Raw genomic sequence first — 18816 nt, 5'->3', positions numbered from 1 at the left:
CCCCGCCTTCGCGGGGATGACGGGGAGTTGAGGGGCGTTGTTGGTGTAGGCAACAGGCCATCCCGCGCGCCCAAAAAAAATGCCGGAGTCCAGAGGACTCCGGCCATGGAGAGTGGTTCCTGTAACGGTTTAGAAGTCGAAACCGGCCGTCACGCCATAAGTGCGCGGTGCGGCATAAGTGCCGTTGTCGCCGCTGTTGGTGGCGCCGATCTGGCCCCAGTAGAAAGCGTTCGTCAGGTTCTTGCCCCAGAGGCGGACGAACAGGTTGTCGTCCAGCGAACGCCAGGTCAGCGAGGCGTCGACAGTGTTGTACGAGCTTTGCTTCACCCGCTCGTCCGGCGAACCGACGTAGCCTGAGTTGTAGTAGTAATTGCCCGCCAGCGTGAACTTGCCCATGCCGGTTTCGAGGTCGTACGAACCGCCCATGCTGGCGGTGAAGCTGGGGGTGTTCTGCAACTTGTTGCCCGTAGCGCTGCCGATCAGCAGGCAGTTGCCGCCCAGCTGCGCGAAGGGGTTGCCGAACGTACCCAGGCACGACTGGCCGGTGGGGATCACGAAGCCCGGGGCGAGCGGGAACGGATAGCTGATAACCGCCGTGTCGAAGTCGGTGTAGCGGGCGTGGGTCCAGTTGATGCCGCCGAACAGACGGAAGTTGCTGGTCACGCGCCAGGTCAGGTCGGCGTCTATACCGTAAATCTCGGCGGCATCGGCGTTGTAGACGGTCTGCGCGCCCGAGATGACCTGCATCACCTGGATGTTCTTCTCGTCATAGTAATAGCCCGCGACGTTCAGGCGCACCTTGCGGCCGAACAGGTCTGACTTGATGCCCACTTCGAAGGCGTCCACCTGCTCGGGCTTCAGCAGCACGATCGGGTCCGACTGGGTGATGTAGGTGCCGCCCCGGAAGCCGCGATTGTAGCTGGCATAGGCCAGCAGTTCGGGCGAGAAGCGGTGATCGAGCGAGAGGCGCCAGGTCAGCTTGTTGAACGTGTGGCTCTCGGACGGGATCTGGGTGACGGTGGTCAGGCCGGCCGGGGGCACGTTGCCGTTGAACTGCGTCACCGTGGCATCCAGCGAGCGCTGGTCGCTGGTGAAGCGCAGGCCGGCGGTCAGGTTCGTGGACTCGCCGAAGGTGTACGTGCCTTCCGCAAAGCCCGCGAAGGAGTCCAGCTTGACGGTGTTGTCGTCCTGCGAATAGCCGTTGTTGCCGAACGTGAAGAGCCCGGTTGTGCGCGAGGCATCGTTGCCCGCATTGCCGTGCATGTAGAAGCCGCCCAGCACCCACTTGAACGGTCCGCCCTCGGTCGAGATCAGGTTCAGTTCCTGGGTGAACTGCTTGTCGAACTGGTGGTTGTCGACAATGATGCGGGGCATCGTGGTGCCGTCCGGATCGAAGTTGTAGCTGAACTTCGAATGGCGATAGGCGGTGATGGACTTCAGCGTTGCGAAGCCCACGTCCTGCTCGATGGTCAGGCTGGTGCCCCAGGCGCGGGTGGACATCTTGGGGTCGATATCGGCCAGAATGTCGCGGTGGACATCGCCGCCCAGCGCCTCGATCGCGGTAGGCACATCGATGCCGAGCGCGTTGAGCCCGAAGTTGCGGAAGGCCGGTGCGGCCGAATTGCGGCCGTTGAAGTCACCGGACAGCAGCACCTTGGTCTGGTCCGAAGGCTGCCACAGCAGCTTGGCGCGGCCGCCCCATGACTTGCCGTTCTGGATGTCGTTCCCGGTGTAGAGGTTCTTGCCGAACCCGTCCTGCTGGTTGTCGTACTGGCCGGACAAGCTGATCGCGACGGTCTTGGTCAGGCCGCCCGAAACATAGGCGGCGGAGTGGATCGTGTCATAGTTGCCGTAACCGATCTCGGCCTTGCCGGTCCAGTCAAAGCTCGGCCCCAGCGTGGTGATCTGGATCAGGCCGCCCGTGGCGTTGCGGCCGAACAGGGTGCCTTGCGGGCCCTTGAGCACGGTGACCTGATCGGTATCGAACATCGATTGCAGGATGCCGAACGAGGCGCCGTAATAGACGCCGTCGACATAGACCGCGACCGGGTTCTCGATGCCCGGGCCCTGTCCGGTCGCGCCGATGCCGCGAATGCGGGGCAGGCCGATGCCGCCGGTGCCGGTGGTGATGTTGAGCGCGGGGACGGCGGCCTTGAGGTCCAGCGTGCTCTGCACCCCGGCGCTCTGAAGCTGCTGGTTGTTGAGCGCGGTGATCGCGATCGGCACGTTCTGCGCCGACTGGTCGCGCTTCTGCGCGGTCACGATGATCTCTTCGACGCCGCCGCTGTTCTGGCTCTGGTCGCTGCCGGCTTGCGCAAGAGCGAATTGCGGCAGCAGCGCCACGGCGGCGGCGCCGCCCGCGACCCCGGCCAGCAGCGCGGCGCGCAGGAAATGGTTTGCGGACATGGTGTGGCTTTTCATCGCTTCCTCCCAGTTCCCGGCATCGTCGATGCCGGAGCGATTTATCCCCTTCCGCTTCTGCCGGCCGTCCTATTGTTACGGCGCGAGTATTGGTTACCTGCCTGGCAGTAGCGGTATGCCGCCGATGTAGTCCGGGAAGTCCTTTGTGCGGCTATAGGCACTTGAGCGGCACCGATAACTTCCACGACGGCCATGATGCAAACCTCTCGGCGGTGTCCTAATACCAAGGCCAGCACAGGAAGCTGGCGGTTCGGTCTGCTCCGGGAATTGGCGGGAATTGCGAAGCCTCCGACAACAATCGGGGATTTGCAGGGAGAGTTCATAGTGAAGCGTAGAGATTTTCTGGCCGCGGTTCCGGCTTCTGTGCTGCTCAGCCAGGTCGGTATTGCCAAGCCGGTGCCCACCAAAAAGGGCGTGATGCTGATGAACCGCATCGCGCCTTCGGTGTCCGAGCTGTACGTCGCCGGCCTTGACGGCACGGGTGAGCGCAAGGTGCTGGCGGAAAGCGCCTACGACTATAACGCGCGCCTTTCGCGCGACGGTGCGCGCATGGCCTTCACTTCCGAACGTCTGGGGGATGGCAACTCCAGCCTGTTCGTTGCCAAGGGCGACGGCACCGGCGTCAAGGCGATTGCCGGCGGCTCCAGCGTGGACGATGCCGCCGCCATCTCACCGGACGGGAAGTGGCTGGCCTTCGTTTCCACCCGCAACGGCTACAAGGCCAATGTCTGGGTAATGGATCTTGCCAACGGCAAGGTGAAGCAGCTTACCGGCGTGGGCGAAGTGAAGGGCAATCCGGACAGCCCGGACTGCTATTTCCGCCCGGCCTGGTCGCCGGACGGCAAGTGGATCGCTTTCTCCAGCGACACCAACACCAGCTGGCGCGGCCATGACGAGAATCGCGGGTGGGAACACACGCAGGAGCTGTCGATCTACAGGATCCGTCCTGATGGCACGGGCTTTGCCAAGGTCTCCTCGCGCAAGAACTGGTGTCAGGGTTCGCCTTCGTGGTCGCCCGACGGCAAGCGGATCGTCTTCTACGAACTGACCACCGAGGCGACCTGGGGCGCCCGCCGTCCCGAATGGATCGGCCGCGTGGATTCGCAGATCGTCTCGGTCGACGTCGAGACCGGCGCGCGCATCGAACATACGCGCGGCGCCAATCTGAAAGTCTCGCCCCAGTACGTGACGCAGGACGAGATCGGTTATGTCGTGAAGGGCGGGCCGGACGAGGGCATCGCCTATACCTCGGGCCGCCCGGGCTTCAAGCGCAAGGGCCTGCGTTCCCCGCACTGGACCGCCGATGGCAAGTCCGTGATGTATGAAGTGCAGGAATTCCGCCCGGTCCGTCCGCTGGACAAGCCGCTCTATAGCTGGGATGCGGACTACGACTATCGGTTCATGGACGTGTTCCCGATCCTCTCCAATCAGGGGATGTTGGCCTTTACCGAGAAGCAGACCGGCACATCCTCTATCGTCACCTGCAAGCCCGACGGGTCGCAACGTCGCGTGGTGTTCGACAATACCAAGTCCGGTCTCAACGTGGAGATGGTGAAGAAGGGCCTTGCCGGCGCCTTCCAGCCCTGCTGGTCGCCCGATGGCGAGTGGCTGGCCTTCGGCGTCGGCACCTGGTTCGCCGAACGCAGCTATGCCAAGGCCGTGGTCGTGCGTGTGCGCAAGGACGGCAGCGACCTTGAAGTGCTGACCGACGGCACCGTGCATTCCGGCTTCCCCAGCTTCTCGCACGACGGCAAGGAACTGGTGTTCCGCGTGTGGGGCCAGAGCGAGGAACGCGGCCTGCGCGTGATGAACCTGGAAACCAAGCAGGTGCGCGTGCTGACGGACAAGCTGGACAACCTGCCGTGCTGGTCGCCCGACGGCCAGCGCATCGTCTTCACCCGCAAGGTGGACGATAAGGATTATCAGGTCTGCACCATCCGCCCGGACGGTTCGGACTACCGCGAACTCACCACCAGCAAGGCCAGCGATGGGCACGCCGTATGGTCGCCGGACGGGCGCATCATGTGGTCCGGCTCCGAACACGGCTTCCGGGACGAGGCCGCGCTCTACGACAATACGTTCCAGCAATATGGCCAGATTTACGTCATGGATGCGGACGGCGGGAACAAGCGCCTGCTGACCGACAGCAAGTGGGAGGACTCAATGCCTCTTTACATTGACAAGTCTTTGATCTGAAAACGCTCTCTCCCTTGACGGGGTAAACCTTGAGGGAGGACGGCTACTGGCCGTCCTCCCTTTTTTCGTGGGCTTCTATTGAAAGGACGCCGAGGAGCCAGTTCCTCCCCTGCAAGGGGAGGGGGACCGCCCGAAGGGTGGTGGAGGGGTGTCAGCCTCTCGGTCGCGCACTACCGTGCCGGTTACACCCCTCCGTCAGCGCTTCGCGCTGCCACCTCCCCTTGCAGGGGAGGATTGATCCTTTCACCCCACCTGCCGCAGCGGGGTTGGCGGAGCGCAGACATGCGCGCGGATCACGTCGATGAAGGCGGACTGCACCGGGGTTGGCATCCAGTCCTCGCGCGTGGTGATGCCGATGGCGGGCACCGCCTCGATCTGCCCGCAATGCAAGGTGCGCAGGCCTTCCTCATGCGTGAGTTCATACGTAGTCATCAGCGTCAACCGGTCGGACCGCTTGAGCAAGTGGCGGATGATCGGCAGTGCGCAAGTGGCGACATGGGTCTGCGGGCCCTTTGTACCTTCGAAGATCCGGTCGAAGCAGGCGCGGCGGCTGGAACCGGGAGTGCCGGTGATCCAGTCGTAGGCCATCAGTTCCTCCACCGAGACCTTGCCCGCACGGGCGAGCGGGTGGCCGGCGCGCGCCACCACGGCATAGGGCGTTTCGATCAGCGGCTCGCAGACGAGGCCCGGCGCCACTTCCTCGGGCAGCAGGCCGACCACGAAATCGACCTCGCCCGCGCGCAGGCACTTGGTCATTTCGACCGCGCTTTCGTTCATGATCCGGATGTCGGCGCTGGGGTACTTTTCCAGGAACTGGTCCAGCACCGATGCCAGCAGCACGCTGCCGCCGAAGGGCATGGCGCCGATTACGATGGGGGTGCTGGTGCCGTCCAGCGCGGCGTCGATTTCCGCCACACCCCATTCGATTTCCTGCAGTGCCAGCTTGATCATCTGGCCCAGCTTGATCCCCTGCGGGCTGACCAGCATCCCGGCGGCCGTGCGATAGAACAGCGAGACGCGCAAGTTACCCTGTAAATCGCGCGCGGCGCGCTGGAGCGAGGCGGCGGAAATGTCGAAGCACTCGCTCGCCTGTTCAAACGATCCGTGTTCCATCACGCCGACCAGCGTGCGCAGTTGCGACCGGGTGAGGCGATTGACGATGGCGCGGGCGCCGTCGGCATTCACGGCGGCGCCGATCTCGATCACGGCGCGCTCGGTCTGTTCGAAGAAGCGCTTCACGCGGGCATGGAACACCATGCCGAATTCGTTGAGGTAACTGCCGCTGGCGCGCCGGTCGACCAGAGTGGCACCAAGCTGTGCCTCCATCTTGGCGAGCGCCTGCGTGACGGCGGGCTGCGACAGGCTGCATGCCTCCGACGCGCGGCGCACCGACTTGAGATCGCCGATCGCCTCGAACAGGCGAAGCTGGCGGAAGCTCAGGCTCTGGGCGCGTTCGGCACCCGGGGTCTTGTGACTCGTTTCGTTGGCCATGTTCAGGTCCTCTCTCCACCCCGGACCTAGCGCGAAATTTATCGGGTCCGCAACGGGCCGGGCTATCACCCCGGCTTTCGCGGTTGCGACATGATGCGGCGAGGGTGGGTGATTGGCCGATTGCAGATTGGGCGAAAAATTGCGGGAATACAGCCAGTTTTTCGACGAATCGTCATCGCGATGGAGGAGTCTGCACTGCGTCATCCTGCGACAGTCCTGCCGGTGAACCTATTGCGCGCGGCGCTGGATTTATAGGGCTGGCGGCATAAATTCTATCACTTGGCGGGCCGGGAGGAGGCTGGACCTCTATAAATTGTGCGCTCGTGCCGACCGGTTCGGATGGGGGCTGCGTTGACTTGGAACCGGGCGGGGCGCTTTTCGCGGGTCAACCGGCATCGGACGTTGCAGCAAACGCCGATAGCCATGTTTACTCATCCCCGAGGAGAGCGCCCTTGAGTCAGAAAGTCCGCCTGAAGTTGGCGATTGCCGATCATCCGCACACCGCTGCGATCCGCGACGGCAGCATCGAGATCGAAGGCGTCGATGCCGAATTCGTGACGGTGAAGCCGCAGATCGGCGCGTTCCGCCGCATGGTCCGCGATCTTGAGTTCGACGTCTGCGAACTGGCGCCCACCACCTACATCATCGCCCGCGCCTATGGCCGCCCGTTCAAGGCGCTGCCGATCTTCGTGGTCCGCCGCTTCCACCACGGCGGCATGCTGGTGAAGCCGGATTCGGGCATCCGCCACCCCAAGGATCTGGAAGGCAAGAAGGTTGGCGTGCGTGCCTACTCGGTGACGACCGGCGTGTGGATCCGTCAGGTCTTCATCGACGAATACGGCATGGACAACGACAAGGTCACCTGGATCGTCGACGACGAGGAACACGTGACGCAGCTCCAACTGCCCGCCAATGTGCAGCACACGCCCGAAGGCGTGTCGCTGGCGGACATGATGGCCAATGACCAGATCCAGGCCGGCGTCGAAGCTGCTGCCGGCATCGGCCGCACCGGTGCGCCGACGGGCGGCTGGCAGGAAGTCGACACCAGCATGTATGTGGACCTGATCCCCAATGCGGCCGAGGCCGAGACGGAATACTATGCCCGCACCGGCGTCTATCCGATGCACGGCACCATCGTCGTCAAGGACGAGATCCTTGAACAGCACCCGTGGATCGCGCGTTCGCTGAACGATGCTTTCACTCGCGCCAAGGACGAGTGGCTGGCCAAGCTCAATTCTGGCGAGGCGACCGGCAAGGGCGCGGACAAGTACCGCGCGCTGCAGGACATCGTCGGCGCCGATCCGCTGCCCTACGGCATCGAGGAAAACCGCGCGACCATCGAGGCGTTGGAGCAGACCGCCTTCAAGCAGGGCCTGACGCCGCGCCGCATGACGATGGAAGAACTGTTCGTCGATCCGAGCAAGGCGCCGGTTCGCGTCTGAACCCATAGCTTGAGAGGTCTCCACTCACTTCGTCATTGCGAGCGTAGCGAAGCAATCCAGGGCAGTATGCGCCGCACTGGATTGCCGCGGGCCTTACGGCCCTCGCAATGACGAAGGAGGGGCTCCTCTTGTGATTGCCTGCTGAATTCCACGGAGAATCCCATGATTATCGACTGTCACGGTCACTTCACGACGGTCCCCAAGCACTTCCGCGAATGGCGCAGTGCGCAAGTCGCGGCGGCGGACGATGTGGCGAATGCGCCGCTGGTTGCCGACGCGCATGTCAGCGACGACCAGATCCGCGAAGGCATCGAAGGCGGCCAGCTCAAGCTCCAGCAGGAGCGCGGCAGCGACCTTACCCTGTTCTCGCCGATCGCCGGCCTGATGAGCCATCACCTCGGAAACGAGCGCACCAGCCTTGAGTGGGCGAGCGTCTCCAACGACCTCGTCTACCGCGTGACCGAGATGTATCCGGACAACTTCGCGCCGGTCGCCATGCTGCCGCAGAGCCCCGGCGCGCCGCCGAAGAACTCGATCCCCGAGCTTCGCCGTGTGGTGGAGGAACTGGGCTTCGTGGGCGTTAACGTGAACCCCGATCCCACCGGCGGTTACTGGACCGGCAAGCCCTTCACCGACAAGGAATGGTATCCGCTGTTCGAAGCGATGTGCGATCTGGACGTGCCGGGCATGGTCCACGTTGCCGCATCGTGCAATCCGAACTTCCACGGCACCGGCGCGCACTATCTGAACGCCGATACTTCAGTGTTCATGCAGATCCTGCAGAGCGATCTGTTCAAGGACTTCCCGACGCTGCGCCTTGTGATCCCGCACGGCGGCGGCGCGGTGCCGTATCACTGGGGCCGCTATCGCGGCATGTCGCTGGAGATGATGGACCGCCCGCTGGAAGGGCTGCTGGACAACATCTACTTCGACACCTGCGTCTATCACCATCCCGGCGTCGAGCTGCTGACCAAGGTGGTGCCGACTTCGAATGTGCTGTTCGGCTCGGAAATGATCGGCGCGGTGCGTGGCACCGATCCGAACACCGGGCACTATTTCGACGACACCAAGCGCTACGTCGATGCCTGCGAGGCGCTGTCGGATAACGACCGTTTCGCGATTTACGAAGGCAATGCCCGCAAGGTCTATCCGCGCCTCGACGCGCGGTTGAAGGCCAAGGGGCTTTAAGGCTCGGGCGACCACTACTGCCGCCGTAACTCTAAACCTCGTCATCCCCGCCCTTCGGCTGGCCGGCAGGCCGGCCGCTCAGGGTAAACCGGGGATCCCGCTTGTTCTTCTGGCCTCGCGCTATGGGGCTGAAAGAAAGCGGGGCCCCCGCCTGCGCGGGGGCGACGAAGTGTTTTAGATGAGGGAGCGCGGGCAGGAAGAGCCCTAGCGGCAGCGGCGGAAGTTATGCCTCACGGCTGACAATCAACTCCCGCCGCCGCCGCCCACCCCGCAAATTGACAGCAACCAGAACAGAGCCCCGGCAGCGCGATGCACGCTTCCGGCAGCGGAGACAGGTGCATGACGTCCAAGTTTGTCGATATCCATCCCCACGTCATTTCCGACGACGAAGGGGCTTATCCCCCGGCGCCGCTGTTCGGAAAACGGTCCGACTGGTCGCAGGAGCGGCCGAGCACGGTAGAGACGCTGATCGCTTCCATGGATGAAGCCGGAGTTGCCAAGGCCGCCCTCGTCCATTCCTCCACCACGTACGGCTTCGACAACAGCTATGTGGTCGATGCCTGCAACCGCTATGCCGACCGCCTGATCGCGGTGGGTTCGGTGGACGTGCTGGCGCCCGACGCCGCCCAGACGATCCGTTCGTGGGTGGACCGGGGCCTCAGGGGCCTGCGCGTGTTCACCGGCGGGTCGACCAAGGAATTCGATCCCAGCGAACTCGACGATCCGCGCGCCTATCCGGCGTGGGAACTGCTGGGCGAGCTGGGCCTGACCATGTGCATCCAGACCGGCCCGGTTGGCCTCGCCGCCGTGACCGCGCTGGCCAAACGCTTCCCGAACGTGCCGATCATCCTTGACCACCTCGGCCGTCCCGATGTGACCGATGGCGCGCCTTATGCGAATGCGCAGAGCCTGTTCGACCTTGCGCCGGTCGAGAACATCTACCTGAAGCTGACGCCGCGTATCATGGGCGATTCGACGAAGGGCGAGGCGACCCCTGAGACGCTGTTCCCCAAGCTGGTGGACGTGTTTGGCGCGCAGCGTCTGGCCTGGGGTTCGAACTATCCAACCTCGCCCGGCACGCTGGCGGAGATCAAGGCGACCGCGGAAAGCCGCCTGGCTTCGCTGACGGATGTCGACCGCGAATGGATCTTCGCGAAGACGGCGCAGAAACTCTACCCCGCTCTGGACGACTGATCTCCAGAAGCGACAATAGGTGACATAAAGTGGAGAGAGACGAGATGGACAAGGCACTGGAACGAGGCGGAGCGGGCAGGGCGGCAAGCATAGCCGAACCCGCCAGCGCGGCCGCCTGGGCGGTGCTGCTGCTGCTGGCGCTGGGCGTGATGATCGCCTTCGTCGACCGCACCAGCATCTCGTCGGCTCTCGCCGATGCGCCGTTCACCCAGCACTTCGGCATGTCCGATGTCGACCGGGGCTGGGTGAATGCGGCGTTCTTCTGGTCCTACGGCCTGATCCAGATTCCGGCAGGCTGGCTGGTCGATCGGTATGGCGTGAAGACGCCTTACACGATCTGCTTCGTGCTCTGGTGTCTGGCGACGGCGGTGACGGGCCTGATCTCGACGATGTTCGCGCTTATCCTGATGCGCTTCATCGTCGGCGCGGCCGAGGCAGTGGTGATGCCCGCCAGCTATCGCTGGATCCGCAATAACTTCAAGGAAGGGCAGAGCGGCACCGCCGTCGGCCTCTTCGCGATGGGCAACAAGTTCGGCCCCGCCATCGGCGCGCCGATCGCGGCATGGCTGATCACTGCTTACGACTGGCGCGTGATGTTCATCGCCACCGGCGCGGTCGGTCTGATCTGGCTGCTGCCGTGGATGTTCCTCGTCAAGAACGACTTGCCGCGCCGTGAGGATATGGCGGCGATCAAGCGCAAGGCGTCTTCCGTCACCTTCGCCAGCATCCTCTCCAGCCCGCTGGTCTGGGGCACGCTGGTAGTGAACTTCTGCTACGGTTACTTCACCTTCTTCTGCATGACCTGGATGCCCAGCTATCTGGTCGAGGAGCGTGGGCTGAGCCTTGAGAAGTCCGGCCTGTTCACCTTCTTCAGCTTTGCCGGCATCGCCATCGTCGCGCTGATTGCCGGGTGGATGGCGGACAAGCTGATCGCGCGCGGCGGAGATCCGGTGTTCGTGCGCAAGGCCTTCGTGATCGCCGGTTTCATCGGCGCCTGCACGGTGCTGCTGGGCGCCAAGGCGGACTCGCTGAATGCGGCGCTGTTCTGGAACGTGTTCTCGCTCTCGTTCCTCGGCCTTGCCACCGCCAACAACCTTGCGCTCTGCCGCCTGACGCTGATCCCGGCGCCTGCCGTGGGCCTTGTCACCGGCGTGCAGCAGGTGGCGACCAGCCTTGCCGGCGGCGTCGCAGCAAGCCTTTCGGGCTGGTTGCTCCACGTCTCGGGCAGCTACGATCTGCCGATGATGGTGATCTTCGTCTTCCTGGTGATCGGTGCGCTGACCACCTGGCTGGTGCTGCGCCCGGAGTGGGCACCGAAGATTTCGCTCGCAGCAGGCGAGTGACGCTGCGCTCCGGGAGATGCTTTCCCGTGGGGCGGGTTGCATCACCCGGAGCGTAGATTGGATTGGCCGCGTGTCTGGCGGCTCCCTAATGCTGCGACAGGTTCGCAACAGATTTTGACTGAAAGAGGATGCAATGGCGCAGATCGTATTCGGCATGGCCGTTCCGCACAGCGGGATGCTGGGTCAGGCCCCCGAGGACTGGCTGACCAACGGCGATCGCGACCGCAAGAACCCGGAACTCTGGTACCGCAACCGCACCTGGACCTACCCGGAACTGGAAGCCGAACGCGGCGCCGCTTTCGCCCCGTTCCTGACGCTTGAGGAGCGCACGACACGCGCCACCCGCTGCCGCGCCGCGCTGGACGAGATGGCCGAGGCTTACAAGCGCGCCAAGGTCGATGTCGCCATCGTGCTGGGTAAGGATCAGAAGGAAATCTGGCCCGACCAGTCGCCCTCGATCACCATCTACACCGGCGAGGACGTGCACAATGGCCCGCCGCAGCGCCCGGTCTATGCGCCCGACCATCATGTCGTGCATCAGGCCTATCCGGACTTCGCGACGTACCTGATCAAGACGTTCCAGGAGCAGAACTTCGACCTCAACGATCTGCAGAAATGGCCGCAGAACACCTGGATGGAATCGCGGCAGGGCTACGCGCCGGATTATCCGGTGGTCCCGCATGCCTATAGCTTCGTCTATCACCAGATCATGGGCGACGATGTGCCGCGCCATGTGCCGGTGCTGTTCAACCTGTTCTACCCGCCGACGCAGCCTTCGATGGCGCGCTGCATCGAATTCGGTCGCGTGCTGCGCGAGGCGATCGAGGCCTGGCCGGAAGACGTGCGCGTGGCGGTGATCGCCAGCGGCGGCCTGTCGCACTTCGTCAACGACGAGGAGTTCGACCGCGACGTGATGGAGAAGCTGGCGAGCTATGACTACGAGGGCCTCGCGGCGATCCCGGACGGCTATTACCAGTCGGGCACGAGCGAGGTGAAGATCTACTCGATCGTGATGATGGCCCTCCAGCACACCGGCGCGAAGATGACTCTGGTGGACTACGTGCCCTGTTGGCGCACCGAGGCCGGTACGGGCGAGGGCATGGGCTTCATGTACTGGCAGCCGGAGGAGTAGAACCGGGGTTTACCGGCGCCTCCATCCATCGAGCGTCGTGCACTCATGCATCGTCGCCCCCGCGGAGGCGGGGGCCCCGCTTGCCTCTGCGACCTCTCGTATGCCGCAAGAGAAGCGGGATCCCCGCCTTCGCGGGGATGACGGACTGGTTTATTGAGCCGTGGGAGCTTTTTCCCGCAGGCTGAAGGGAGAGTGAGGGATCTCTCCCGGGCAGGTTTCAAAACGGACCTGCCGGTTTTTCGATGGCGGCGGTCGCCGGATCAATCGCGCGATGTCGCCCGGGACGAGGTACGGGCAGAGCAAGCCCGAAAGGAAAGATCCAAGCAATGACCCAGACGCGCCTCAACGGCATCATCCGCGCTCTCGAAGCCGGCAAGCCCGCTTTCACCTGCTTCTCGAAGGTCGACAAGCTGACCGCGCAGGAACTGACCGATGCCCCCTATGACGGCATTGTCTTCGAGATGGAGCACAACCCTTACGACGTCGCCGCGCTGGGCGACGCGCTCCAGTACATGCTCAACCGCAAGAAGATCGCCGAAAGCGGTTCGGTCGCGCCTTCGGTCACCCCCATCGCGCGCATTCCGGCGAATGGCGGCGAGATGAACCAGTTCCAGGCCAAGCAGGTGCTGGATCGCGGCGTCTATGGCGTGATCACCCCGCACGTTTCGACGGTGGAGCAGGCCTACAATATGGTCGCCTCCGCCCGCTATGCGAAGCCGACCGGTGCCGCGCTCTACGAGCCCAAGGGCATTCGCGGCGACGGTCCGGCCACGGCCGCGCGCTATTGGGGCCTGTCGCAGCCGGAATACTACGCCAAGGCCGATGTTTGGCCGCTGGCGCCGCATGGCGAGTTGCTGGTGGGCATGATGTGCGAGAGCCCCGAGGCGATCGAAAACCTCGACGACATTCTCGCCAACGTACCCGGCATCGGCCTCGTGCTGATCGGTGAGGGCGATCTCAGCCAGGCGCTGGGCTATCCGCGCCAGTACGATCACCCCGAAGTGGTGAGCGCGATGAACAAGATCGTCGAGGTCTGCAAGAAGCACGACGTCGTCGTCGGCAACCCGCACACCAATGCCAAGAATGTCGAGCGCCTGATTGGCGAGGGCTACCGCTTCCTGATGTCCGCGCCGACGCGCAGCTATGGCGTGGTCGGTCAGGGCCGCGAACTGGCGGGATACTGATCATGGCCAATGGCGCAGAAACCCTCGTCAACACGCTGGTCGACAATGGTGTGGAGGTTTGCTTCGCGAACCCCGGCACCTCGGAAATGCACTTCCTGGCGGCGCTCGACAATCCGCGCATGAAGTCCGTGCTGTGCCTTTACGAAGGCGTCTGCACCGGCGCAGCGGATGGCTGGTACCGGATGAAGGACGTGCCGGCATCGACCCTGCTGCATCTGGGGCCGGGCCTCGCCAACGGCCTGTCCAACATCCACAACGCCAAGCGCGCCTCGTCCGGCATGGTCAACATCGTCGGCGAGCATTCGGCATCGCACCTGAAGTACGATCCGCCGCTCACCTCCGACATCGAAGGGCTGGCCCGTCCGCTCAGCCACTGGGTGCGCCGTGCCGAGTCTGCGACGACCATCGCCTGGGACACGGCCACCGCCTGCGCCAAGGCCAGCGAGCATCCCGGCCAGATCGCCACGCTGATCCTGCCGGGCGACACCGCGTGGAAGGACGCGGGCACGGCGGTCGTGCCGCAGGGTCTGACCCGCGCTCGTCCCGCGCCCGATCAGGCGCGCGTGGATGAAGTGGCCAAGGTGCTCCGCTCGGGCGAGCCCACGCTGCTGATCCTCGGCAACAAGGCCACGCGCGGCCGTGCGCTGGACCTCGCCGGCGTGGTCGCGGCCGGCACCGGTTGCCGCCTCGGCTCGCAGTTCTTCACCGCACGCATCGAGCGCGGTGCGGGGCGCACGCCGCTGGAGCGCATTCCCTACGCAGTGCCACTGGGGCAGGCCTTCCTCAAGGACTTCAAGCACATAGTCACGCTGGAGACCAAGGAACCCGTCGCGTTCTTCGCCTATCCGGACAAGCCCAGCCTGCTGAAGGCACCGGGCACCGTGGTCCACTCGCTGGTCGCCGATGATGAGGACAGCGCGCTCGGCCTCGAAATGCTGATCGACGCGCTGGGCCTGAAGGGTACCGCGCCGCTGGTGCAGGAACGGATCGAGGCAGCGGCGCCCAGTGGCGCGCTCAATCCTGAAAGCATCGCGCAGGCTCTGTCCGCCGCGCTGCCGGACAACGCGATCCTCGTCGATGAATCGCTGACCACCGGCCGCCAGACCATGGGCCTGACGATGGGCGCGCGTCCGCACGACCTGATCAACAACATGGGCGGTTCGATCGGCTACGGCACCCCCGTCGCCACGGGCGCCGCGATGGCCTGCCCGGATCGGCGGACCTTCTGCATGGTGGGCGATGGCTCGGCCATGTACACGATCCAGTCGCTCTGGACGCAGGCGCGCGAAGGGCTGCCGATCACCACGATCATCTTCGCGAACAACCAGTACGCGATCCTCAAGGCCGAATACACGAACATGGGAGCGGGGCAGCAGCCCGGCCCGCAGGCCATGGCGATGATCGATATCGACCGTCCGACCATCGACTGGGTTGCCATGGCGAAGTCCATGGGCGTGCCCGGCGTGCAGGTCGACAATGCCGAGGACTTCCACAAGGCGATGGCCCGCTCCACGGAGATGGACGGCCCCTGCCTGATCGAAGTCAAGCTCTACTGATCGGGAGAAGGAACACCATGACCATGACCGACGTGCTGACGTTAAAGGCCAACGTACAGGACTATCCGCAGACCAAGGCGCTGAAGGACGGGCGCGTCTCGTCCGATATCGTTGCCCTCGATTTCTGCGGGCCGGAAAAGGCGCACAACGGCTTCAAGGCCATGCTGCGTGAGAACGCCTTCGATTGCGGCGAACTGGCGATCGTCACCTGCCTTCAGGCGAAGATCTACGGCAAGCCGTTCGTGCTGCTGCCGGTGCCGATCTCGGGCCGTTTCCAGCACCACTGCGCGGGCTTCAACCGCGAGCTGGGCCATCTCGACCCCAAGGATATCGAGGGCAAGCAGGTCGGCGTGCGCACCTATGCGCAGACCACCGGCCTCTGGGTGCGCGGCGTGCTTCAGCATGAATACGGCGTCGATCTCGACAAGGTGACGTGGATGACCGTGGGCGACGGCCACCTCCTCGAATACACCGACCCCGCAAACTGCGTGCGCCTGCCCAAGGGTTCGGACATCGGCCAGATGATGCTGGACGGTGAACTGGCGGCGACCTTGCAGGGCGTCGATCTGCCCAAGGACCCGCGCGTGGAACGGCTGATCCCCGATCCCTTCAATGCCGCCAAGGACTGGTTCGCGCGCGAAGGCGTGGTGCCGATCAACCACATGTTCGTGGTGCATCAGGACCTGACCAAGACCCGCCCCGACGTGGTGCGCGAACTCTACCGCATGGTAGTCGAGAGCCGCGATCTTACCGAAGGCGGTTTGCCCGATCCGTTCCCACCGGTCGGCCTTGAGGCCAATCGCAAGGGGATCGAACTTGCCATCGACTGGGCCTTCGAGCAGAAGATCATCCCCCACAAGATCACTGTCGACCAGCTATTCGACGACGTGACGGCAAGCCTCGGAGCCTGACCCTGAGCGAAGAACAGCCCGCCCGCCATTCGGTTCAACGCGTGCGCCGGGATATCCGGCGACGCCGCCTTACAGTGAGCCGGGTCGAGCCTTTGGGCTCGGCCATGCTGCGGGTCTGGCTGGAGGGCGACGATCTCGCCGATTTCGAAAGCGGATCGCCTGATGACCATATCAAGCTGTTCTTCGCCGTCGAGGGCGCCGGCCCTGATGAAAAACCGGAGATGCGCGACTATACGCCGCGCCTGTTCGATACGGCCGCGCGTACACTCGCCATCGATTTCGCGCTGCACGAACCGGCTGGTCCCGCCACGGCATGGGCCAAGGCAGCCAAGCCCGGCGACGTGCTCAACATCGGCGGCCCGCGTGGTTCGGCGGTAGTGACCGACGATTTCGATTGGTATCTGTTGGTCGGTGACGAGACCGCGATCCCGCAGTTTTGTCGCCGCATCGAGGAACTGCGCCCTGGCGTTCCCGTCACCGCCCTGGTCTCGGTCGCACCCGGGATCGAGCGTGCGCCGGTTGCCGAGCGGGAAGGGCTGAGCTGGGTCTGGGTGGAGCATGACGGCCACGGCGAAGACGCCGCGCCGTTGCTTGCCGCGCTGGGCGATGCCGGGCTGCCGGACGGCGAGGGCTATGCGTGGATCGCGGCGGAAGCGGCGGTGGCGCAGGCCATTCGCGCCAAGCTGACCGATGAGATGGGCCATCCGCTGGGTTGGCTGCGCTCGTCCGGTTACTGGACCGTCGGCGAAGCGCAGGGCTAAGCGGTAGGGCTGCAATTGCCCTGCCAAACTATCCTCAACCTCACACCACCCACCCCGTCATCCCCGCCTAGGCGGGGATCCCGCTTGTTCTTGGCGGCGGGGAGAAAGGAAGCGGGGCCCCCGCCTTCGCGGGGGCGACGGAGTGTATGTCGGTGCGGGATGACTTCACTTTGAATCGTCATTGCGAGCGTAGCGAAGCAATCCAGTGCGGCACCGACCGCCCCTGGATTGCTTCGCTACGCTCGCAATGACGAACTGTAGTTCACCATTCAAAAGCGAAAGGTGAGGGGGCAGGGTACCTGACCCCGCCCCAACTCCAACTTACGCTTCGACCAGACGCCCGCGAGCAACCAGCTTCTGCGCCATCTCGTCAGCGACGACATGGCTCGGACGACCTTCGCTCTCGGCATTGGCGAGGATCTCACCCAGACGCTCGGCGATCAGGTCGATACGGCCACCAACCTGGTCTTCGGTTTCGCCGAGGTATTCGGCCACCACATTGATGATGCCGCCCGCGTTGACCACATAGTCCGGCGCATAAGCGATGCCGCGCGCGGCCAGACGCTCGCCATCCTGCTCGGTGGCCAGCTGGTTGTTGGCGCCGCCGCAGACGAGGCGGGCGCGCAGGGTGGGGATGCTCGCCTGATTAAGCACCGCGCCCAGCGCGCAGGGGGCGAAGATTTCGGCCTCGGCCGCCAGAATCTCGTCGGCGGAGACGACACGGCCACCGAACCTGGCAGCAAGCGCTTCGGCACGAGCCGGATCGGCGTCGGCGAGAACCAGCTTGGCACCGGCCTCATGCAGCAGTTCGGCAAGGTGCGAACCGACATTGCCGGTACCCTGAAGCGCCACGGTCAGCCCGCGCACGTCCGAACCGAAAGTCACGCGCGAGGTGGCCTGCATCGACTTGAAGATGCCCAGCGCGGTCCAGGGCGAGGGGTCGCCACCGGCAAAGCCCGGCTTCTTGTCGAGACCGGCGACGTGGCGGGTTTCCTCGGCAATGGCGCGCATGTCGGCGATGGTGGTGCCGACGTCTTCCGCCGTCACGTACTGGCCGCCCAGCTTCTCGACGGCGCGGCCAAACGCGCGGAACATGGCGGCGCGATCGAACGCACCTTCGGGACGCTGAAGCACGGCCTTGCCGCCGCCGAAGGGCAGGCCGGCAATGGCGTTCTTGTAGGTCATGCCGCGGGCAAGACGCAGAGCGTCGGTCGCCAGCGCATCTTGATCGGCATAGCTCCAGAAACGGCAGCCGCCGGCCGCCGGGCCAAGCGAAGTGGAATGAATGGCAATCACGCCCTTCGCGCCGCTTTCGGGGTCGTCGATTACCACGAACTGTTCGACCAGTTCGCTATCCACCGTGTTCACCATTTCGTCTTCATCCTCGCTTCGGGGGAGCCCATCTTCGGAAGAGCCTTCGAAATAGCAGGGTTCGGCGTGATAAAAATTGCGAATTTCGACGGATATGGGCTACGACTGGAATGATCCATTCCGCGTTTGCCTAATTTTGGAATTGAATATGACATCCGGCCTCGACGAGTTCGAAAAGAAGATTCTCGCGATCCTTCAGGTGGACGCCTCGCGGTCCTCGGCGGACATCGCGCAGGAGATCGGGCTTTCGCAGGCGCCGTGCTGGCGGCGGATCCAGCGGTTGAAGGACGAAGGCTATATCCGCAGCGAGGTCTGCGTGCTCGATCGGCGCAAGATCGGGCTGCGCGCGCAAGTCTTCGCGCAAGTGAAGCTGACCGCGCATGGCCGCGCCAACCTGTCGCAGTTCGCCGATGCCATGAACGCCTTTCCCGAGGTGCTCGATTGTTTCGTGCTGATGGGCGCGGTCGATTTCATGCTGCGGATTGTCACCGAGGATATCGAGGCCTACGAGCGCTTCTTCTTCGAGAAGCTGTCGCAGGTTCCCGGCGTGCAGGAAATCAATTCGATGGTCGCGCTTTCGGAGATCAAGTTCACCACGGCGCTGCCGCTGGACCATTTGTAAGGAA

The 18816-nt window shown here is 64.2% G+C and carries 14 protein-coding genes; 11 read left to right on the top strand and 3 right to left on the bottom strand.

Translation table 11 applies throughout. The annotated features are described in order from the left end of the window. Positions 1-129: 129 nt before the first annotated feature. On the bottom strand, positions 130-2421 hold the full coding sequence (locus tag AC1VVM_RS00430) for a TonB-dependent receptor (RefSeq protein WP_482904809.1): 2292 nt from the start codon (positions 2419-2421) through the stop codon (positions 130-132). Positions 2422-2745: 324 nt separating this feature from the next. Here AC1VVM_RS00430 and AC1VVM_RS00425 point away from each other — a divergent pair, with 324 nt between their 5' ends. After that, the gene (locus AC1VVM_RS00425; RefSeq protein WP_482904808.1) at positions 2746-4617 is read left to right on the top strand and encodes a hypothetical protein; all 1872 of its coding nucleotides are present in this window, start codon (positions 2746-2748) and stop codon (positions 4615-4617) included. A 243-nt stretch (positions 4618-4860) separates the two neighbouring features. Here AC1VVM_RS00425 and AC1VVM_RS00420 read toward each other — a convergent pair whose 3' ends face one another. Continuing rightward, entirely contained in the window at positions 4861-6108 is a 1248-nt protein-coding gene (locus AC1VVM_RS00420; protein ID WP_482904807.1) for a LysR family transcriptional regulator, read from the bottom strand. Positions 6109-6560: 452 nt separating this feature from the next. On the opposite strand from AC1VVM_RS00420, the gene AC1VVM_RS00415 reads away from it, so the two are divergent. From AC1VVM_RS00415 to AC1VVM_RS00375, 9 genes are all read left to right on the top strand, one after another. Next, positions 6561-7550: an ABC transporter substrate-binding protein gene (locus tag AC1VVM_RS00415; protein WP_482955586.1), complete on the top strand. Its 990-nt coding sequence runs from the start codon at positions 6561-6563 to the stop codon at positions 7548-7550. Positions 7551-7712: 162 nt separating this feature from the next. Beyond that, the gene (locus AC1VVM_RS00410; RefSeq protein ID WP_482955585.1) at positions 7713-8738 is read left to right on the top strand and encodes an amidohydrolase family protein; all 1026 of its coding nucleotides are present in this window, start codon (positions 7713-7715) and stop codon (positions 8736-8738) included. 339 nt (positions 8739-9077) lie between these two features. After that, a complete protein-coding gene (locus AC1VVM_RS00405; RefSeq protein ID WP_482955584.1) occupies positions 9078-9932 on the top strand; it encodes an amidohydrolase family protein in 855 nt (284 codons plus the stop codon). 44 nt (positions 9933-9976) lie between these two features. After that, on the top strand, positions 9977-11275 hold the full coding sequence (locus AC1VVM_RS00400) for an MFS transporter (RefSeq protein WP_482955583.1): 1299 nt from the start codon (positions 9977-9979) through the stop codon (positions 11273-11275). Between the two features lie 133 nt (positions 11276-11408). Further along, positions 11409-12407, top strand: a complete 999-nt coding sequence (locus tag AC1VVM_RS00395) for a DODA-type extradiol aromatic ring-opening family dioxygenase (protein ID WP_482955582.1) — start codon at positions 11409-11411, stop codon at positions 12405-12407. A gap of 326 nt (positions 12408-12733) precedes the next feature. After that, positions 12734-13591 carry an HpcH/HpaI aldolase family protein gene (locus AC1VVM_RS00390; protein WP_482955581.1) on the top strand — a complete coding sequence of 286 codons (858 nt, stop codon included), beginning with the start codon at positions 12734-12736 and terminating at the stop codon, positions 13589-13591. 2 nt (positions 13592-13593) lie between these two features. After that, complete coding sequence (locus tag AC1VVM_RS00385) at positions 13594-15147, top strand: acetolactate synthase large subunit (RefSeq protein ID WP_482955580.1); 1554 nt, start codon at positions 13594-13596, stop codon at positions 15145-15147. 17 nt (positions 15148-15164) lie between these two features. Further along, positions 15165-16058, top strand: coding sequence for a substrate-binding domain-containing protein (locus AC1VVM_RS00380; protein ID WP_482904801.1), 894 nt, complete (start codon positions 15165-15167; stop codon positions 16056-16058). Between the two features lie 41 nt (positions 16059-16099). After that, on the top strand, positions 16100-16819 hold the full coding sequence (locus AC1VVM_RS00375; RefSeq protein ID WP_482955579.1) for a siderophore-interacting protein: 720 nt from the start codon (positions 16100-16102) through the stop codon (positions 16817-16819). A gap of 321 nt (positions 16820-17140) precedes the next feature. On the opposite strand, the gene AC1VVM_RS00370 is transcribed toward AC1VVM_RS00375, so the two are convergent. Continuing rightward, positions 17141-18190, bottom strand: a complete 1050-nt coding sequence (locus AC1VVM_RS00370; RefSeq protein ID WP_482955578.1) for a Glu/Leu/Phe/Val family dehydrogenase — start codon at positions 18188-18190, stop codon at positions 17141-17143. Between the two features lie 148 nt (positions 18191-18338). On the opposite strand from AC1VVM_RS00370, the gene AC1VVM_RS00365 reads away from it, so the two are divergent. After that, a complete protein-coding gene (locus AC1VVM_RS00365; RefSeq protein ID WP_132387065.1) occupies positions 18339-18812 on the top strand; it encodes an Lrp/AsnC family transcriptional regulator in 474 nt (157 codons plus the stop codon). Positions 18813-18816 lie beyond the last annotated feature (4 nt).

Source organism: Novosphingobium sp. BL-S-33 (genome assembly GCF_056857025.1).
The sequence above is the reverse complement of the archived record's forward strand: the minus strand, read 5'-3'. Positions and strand labels throughout refer to the sequence as shown.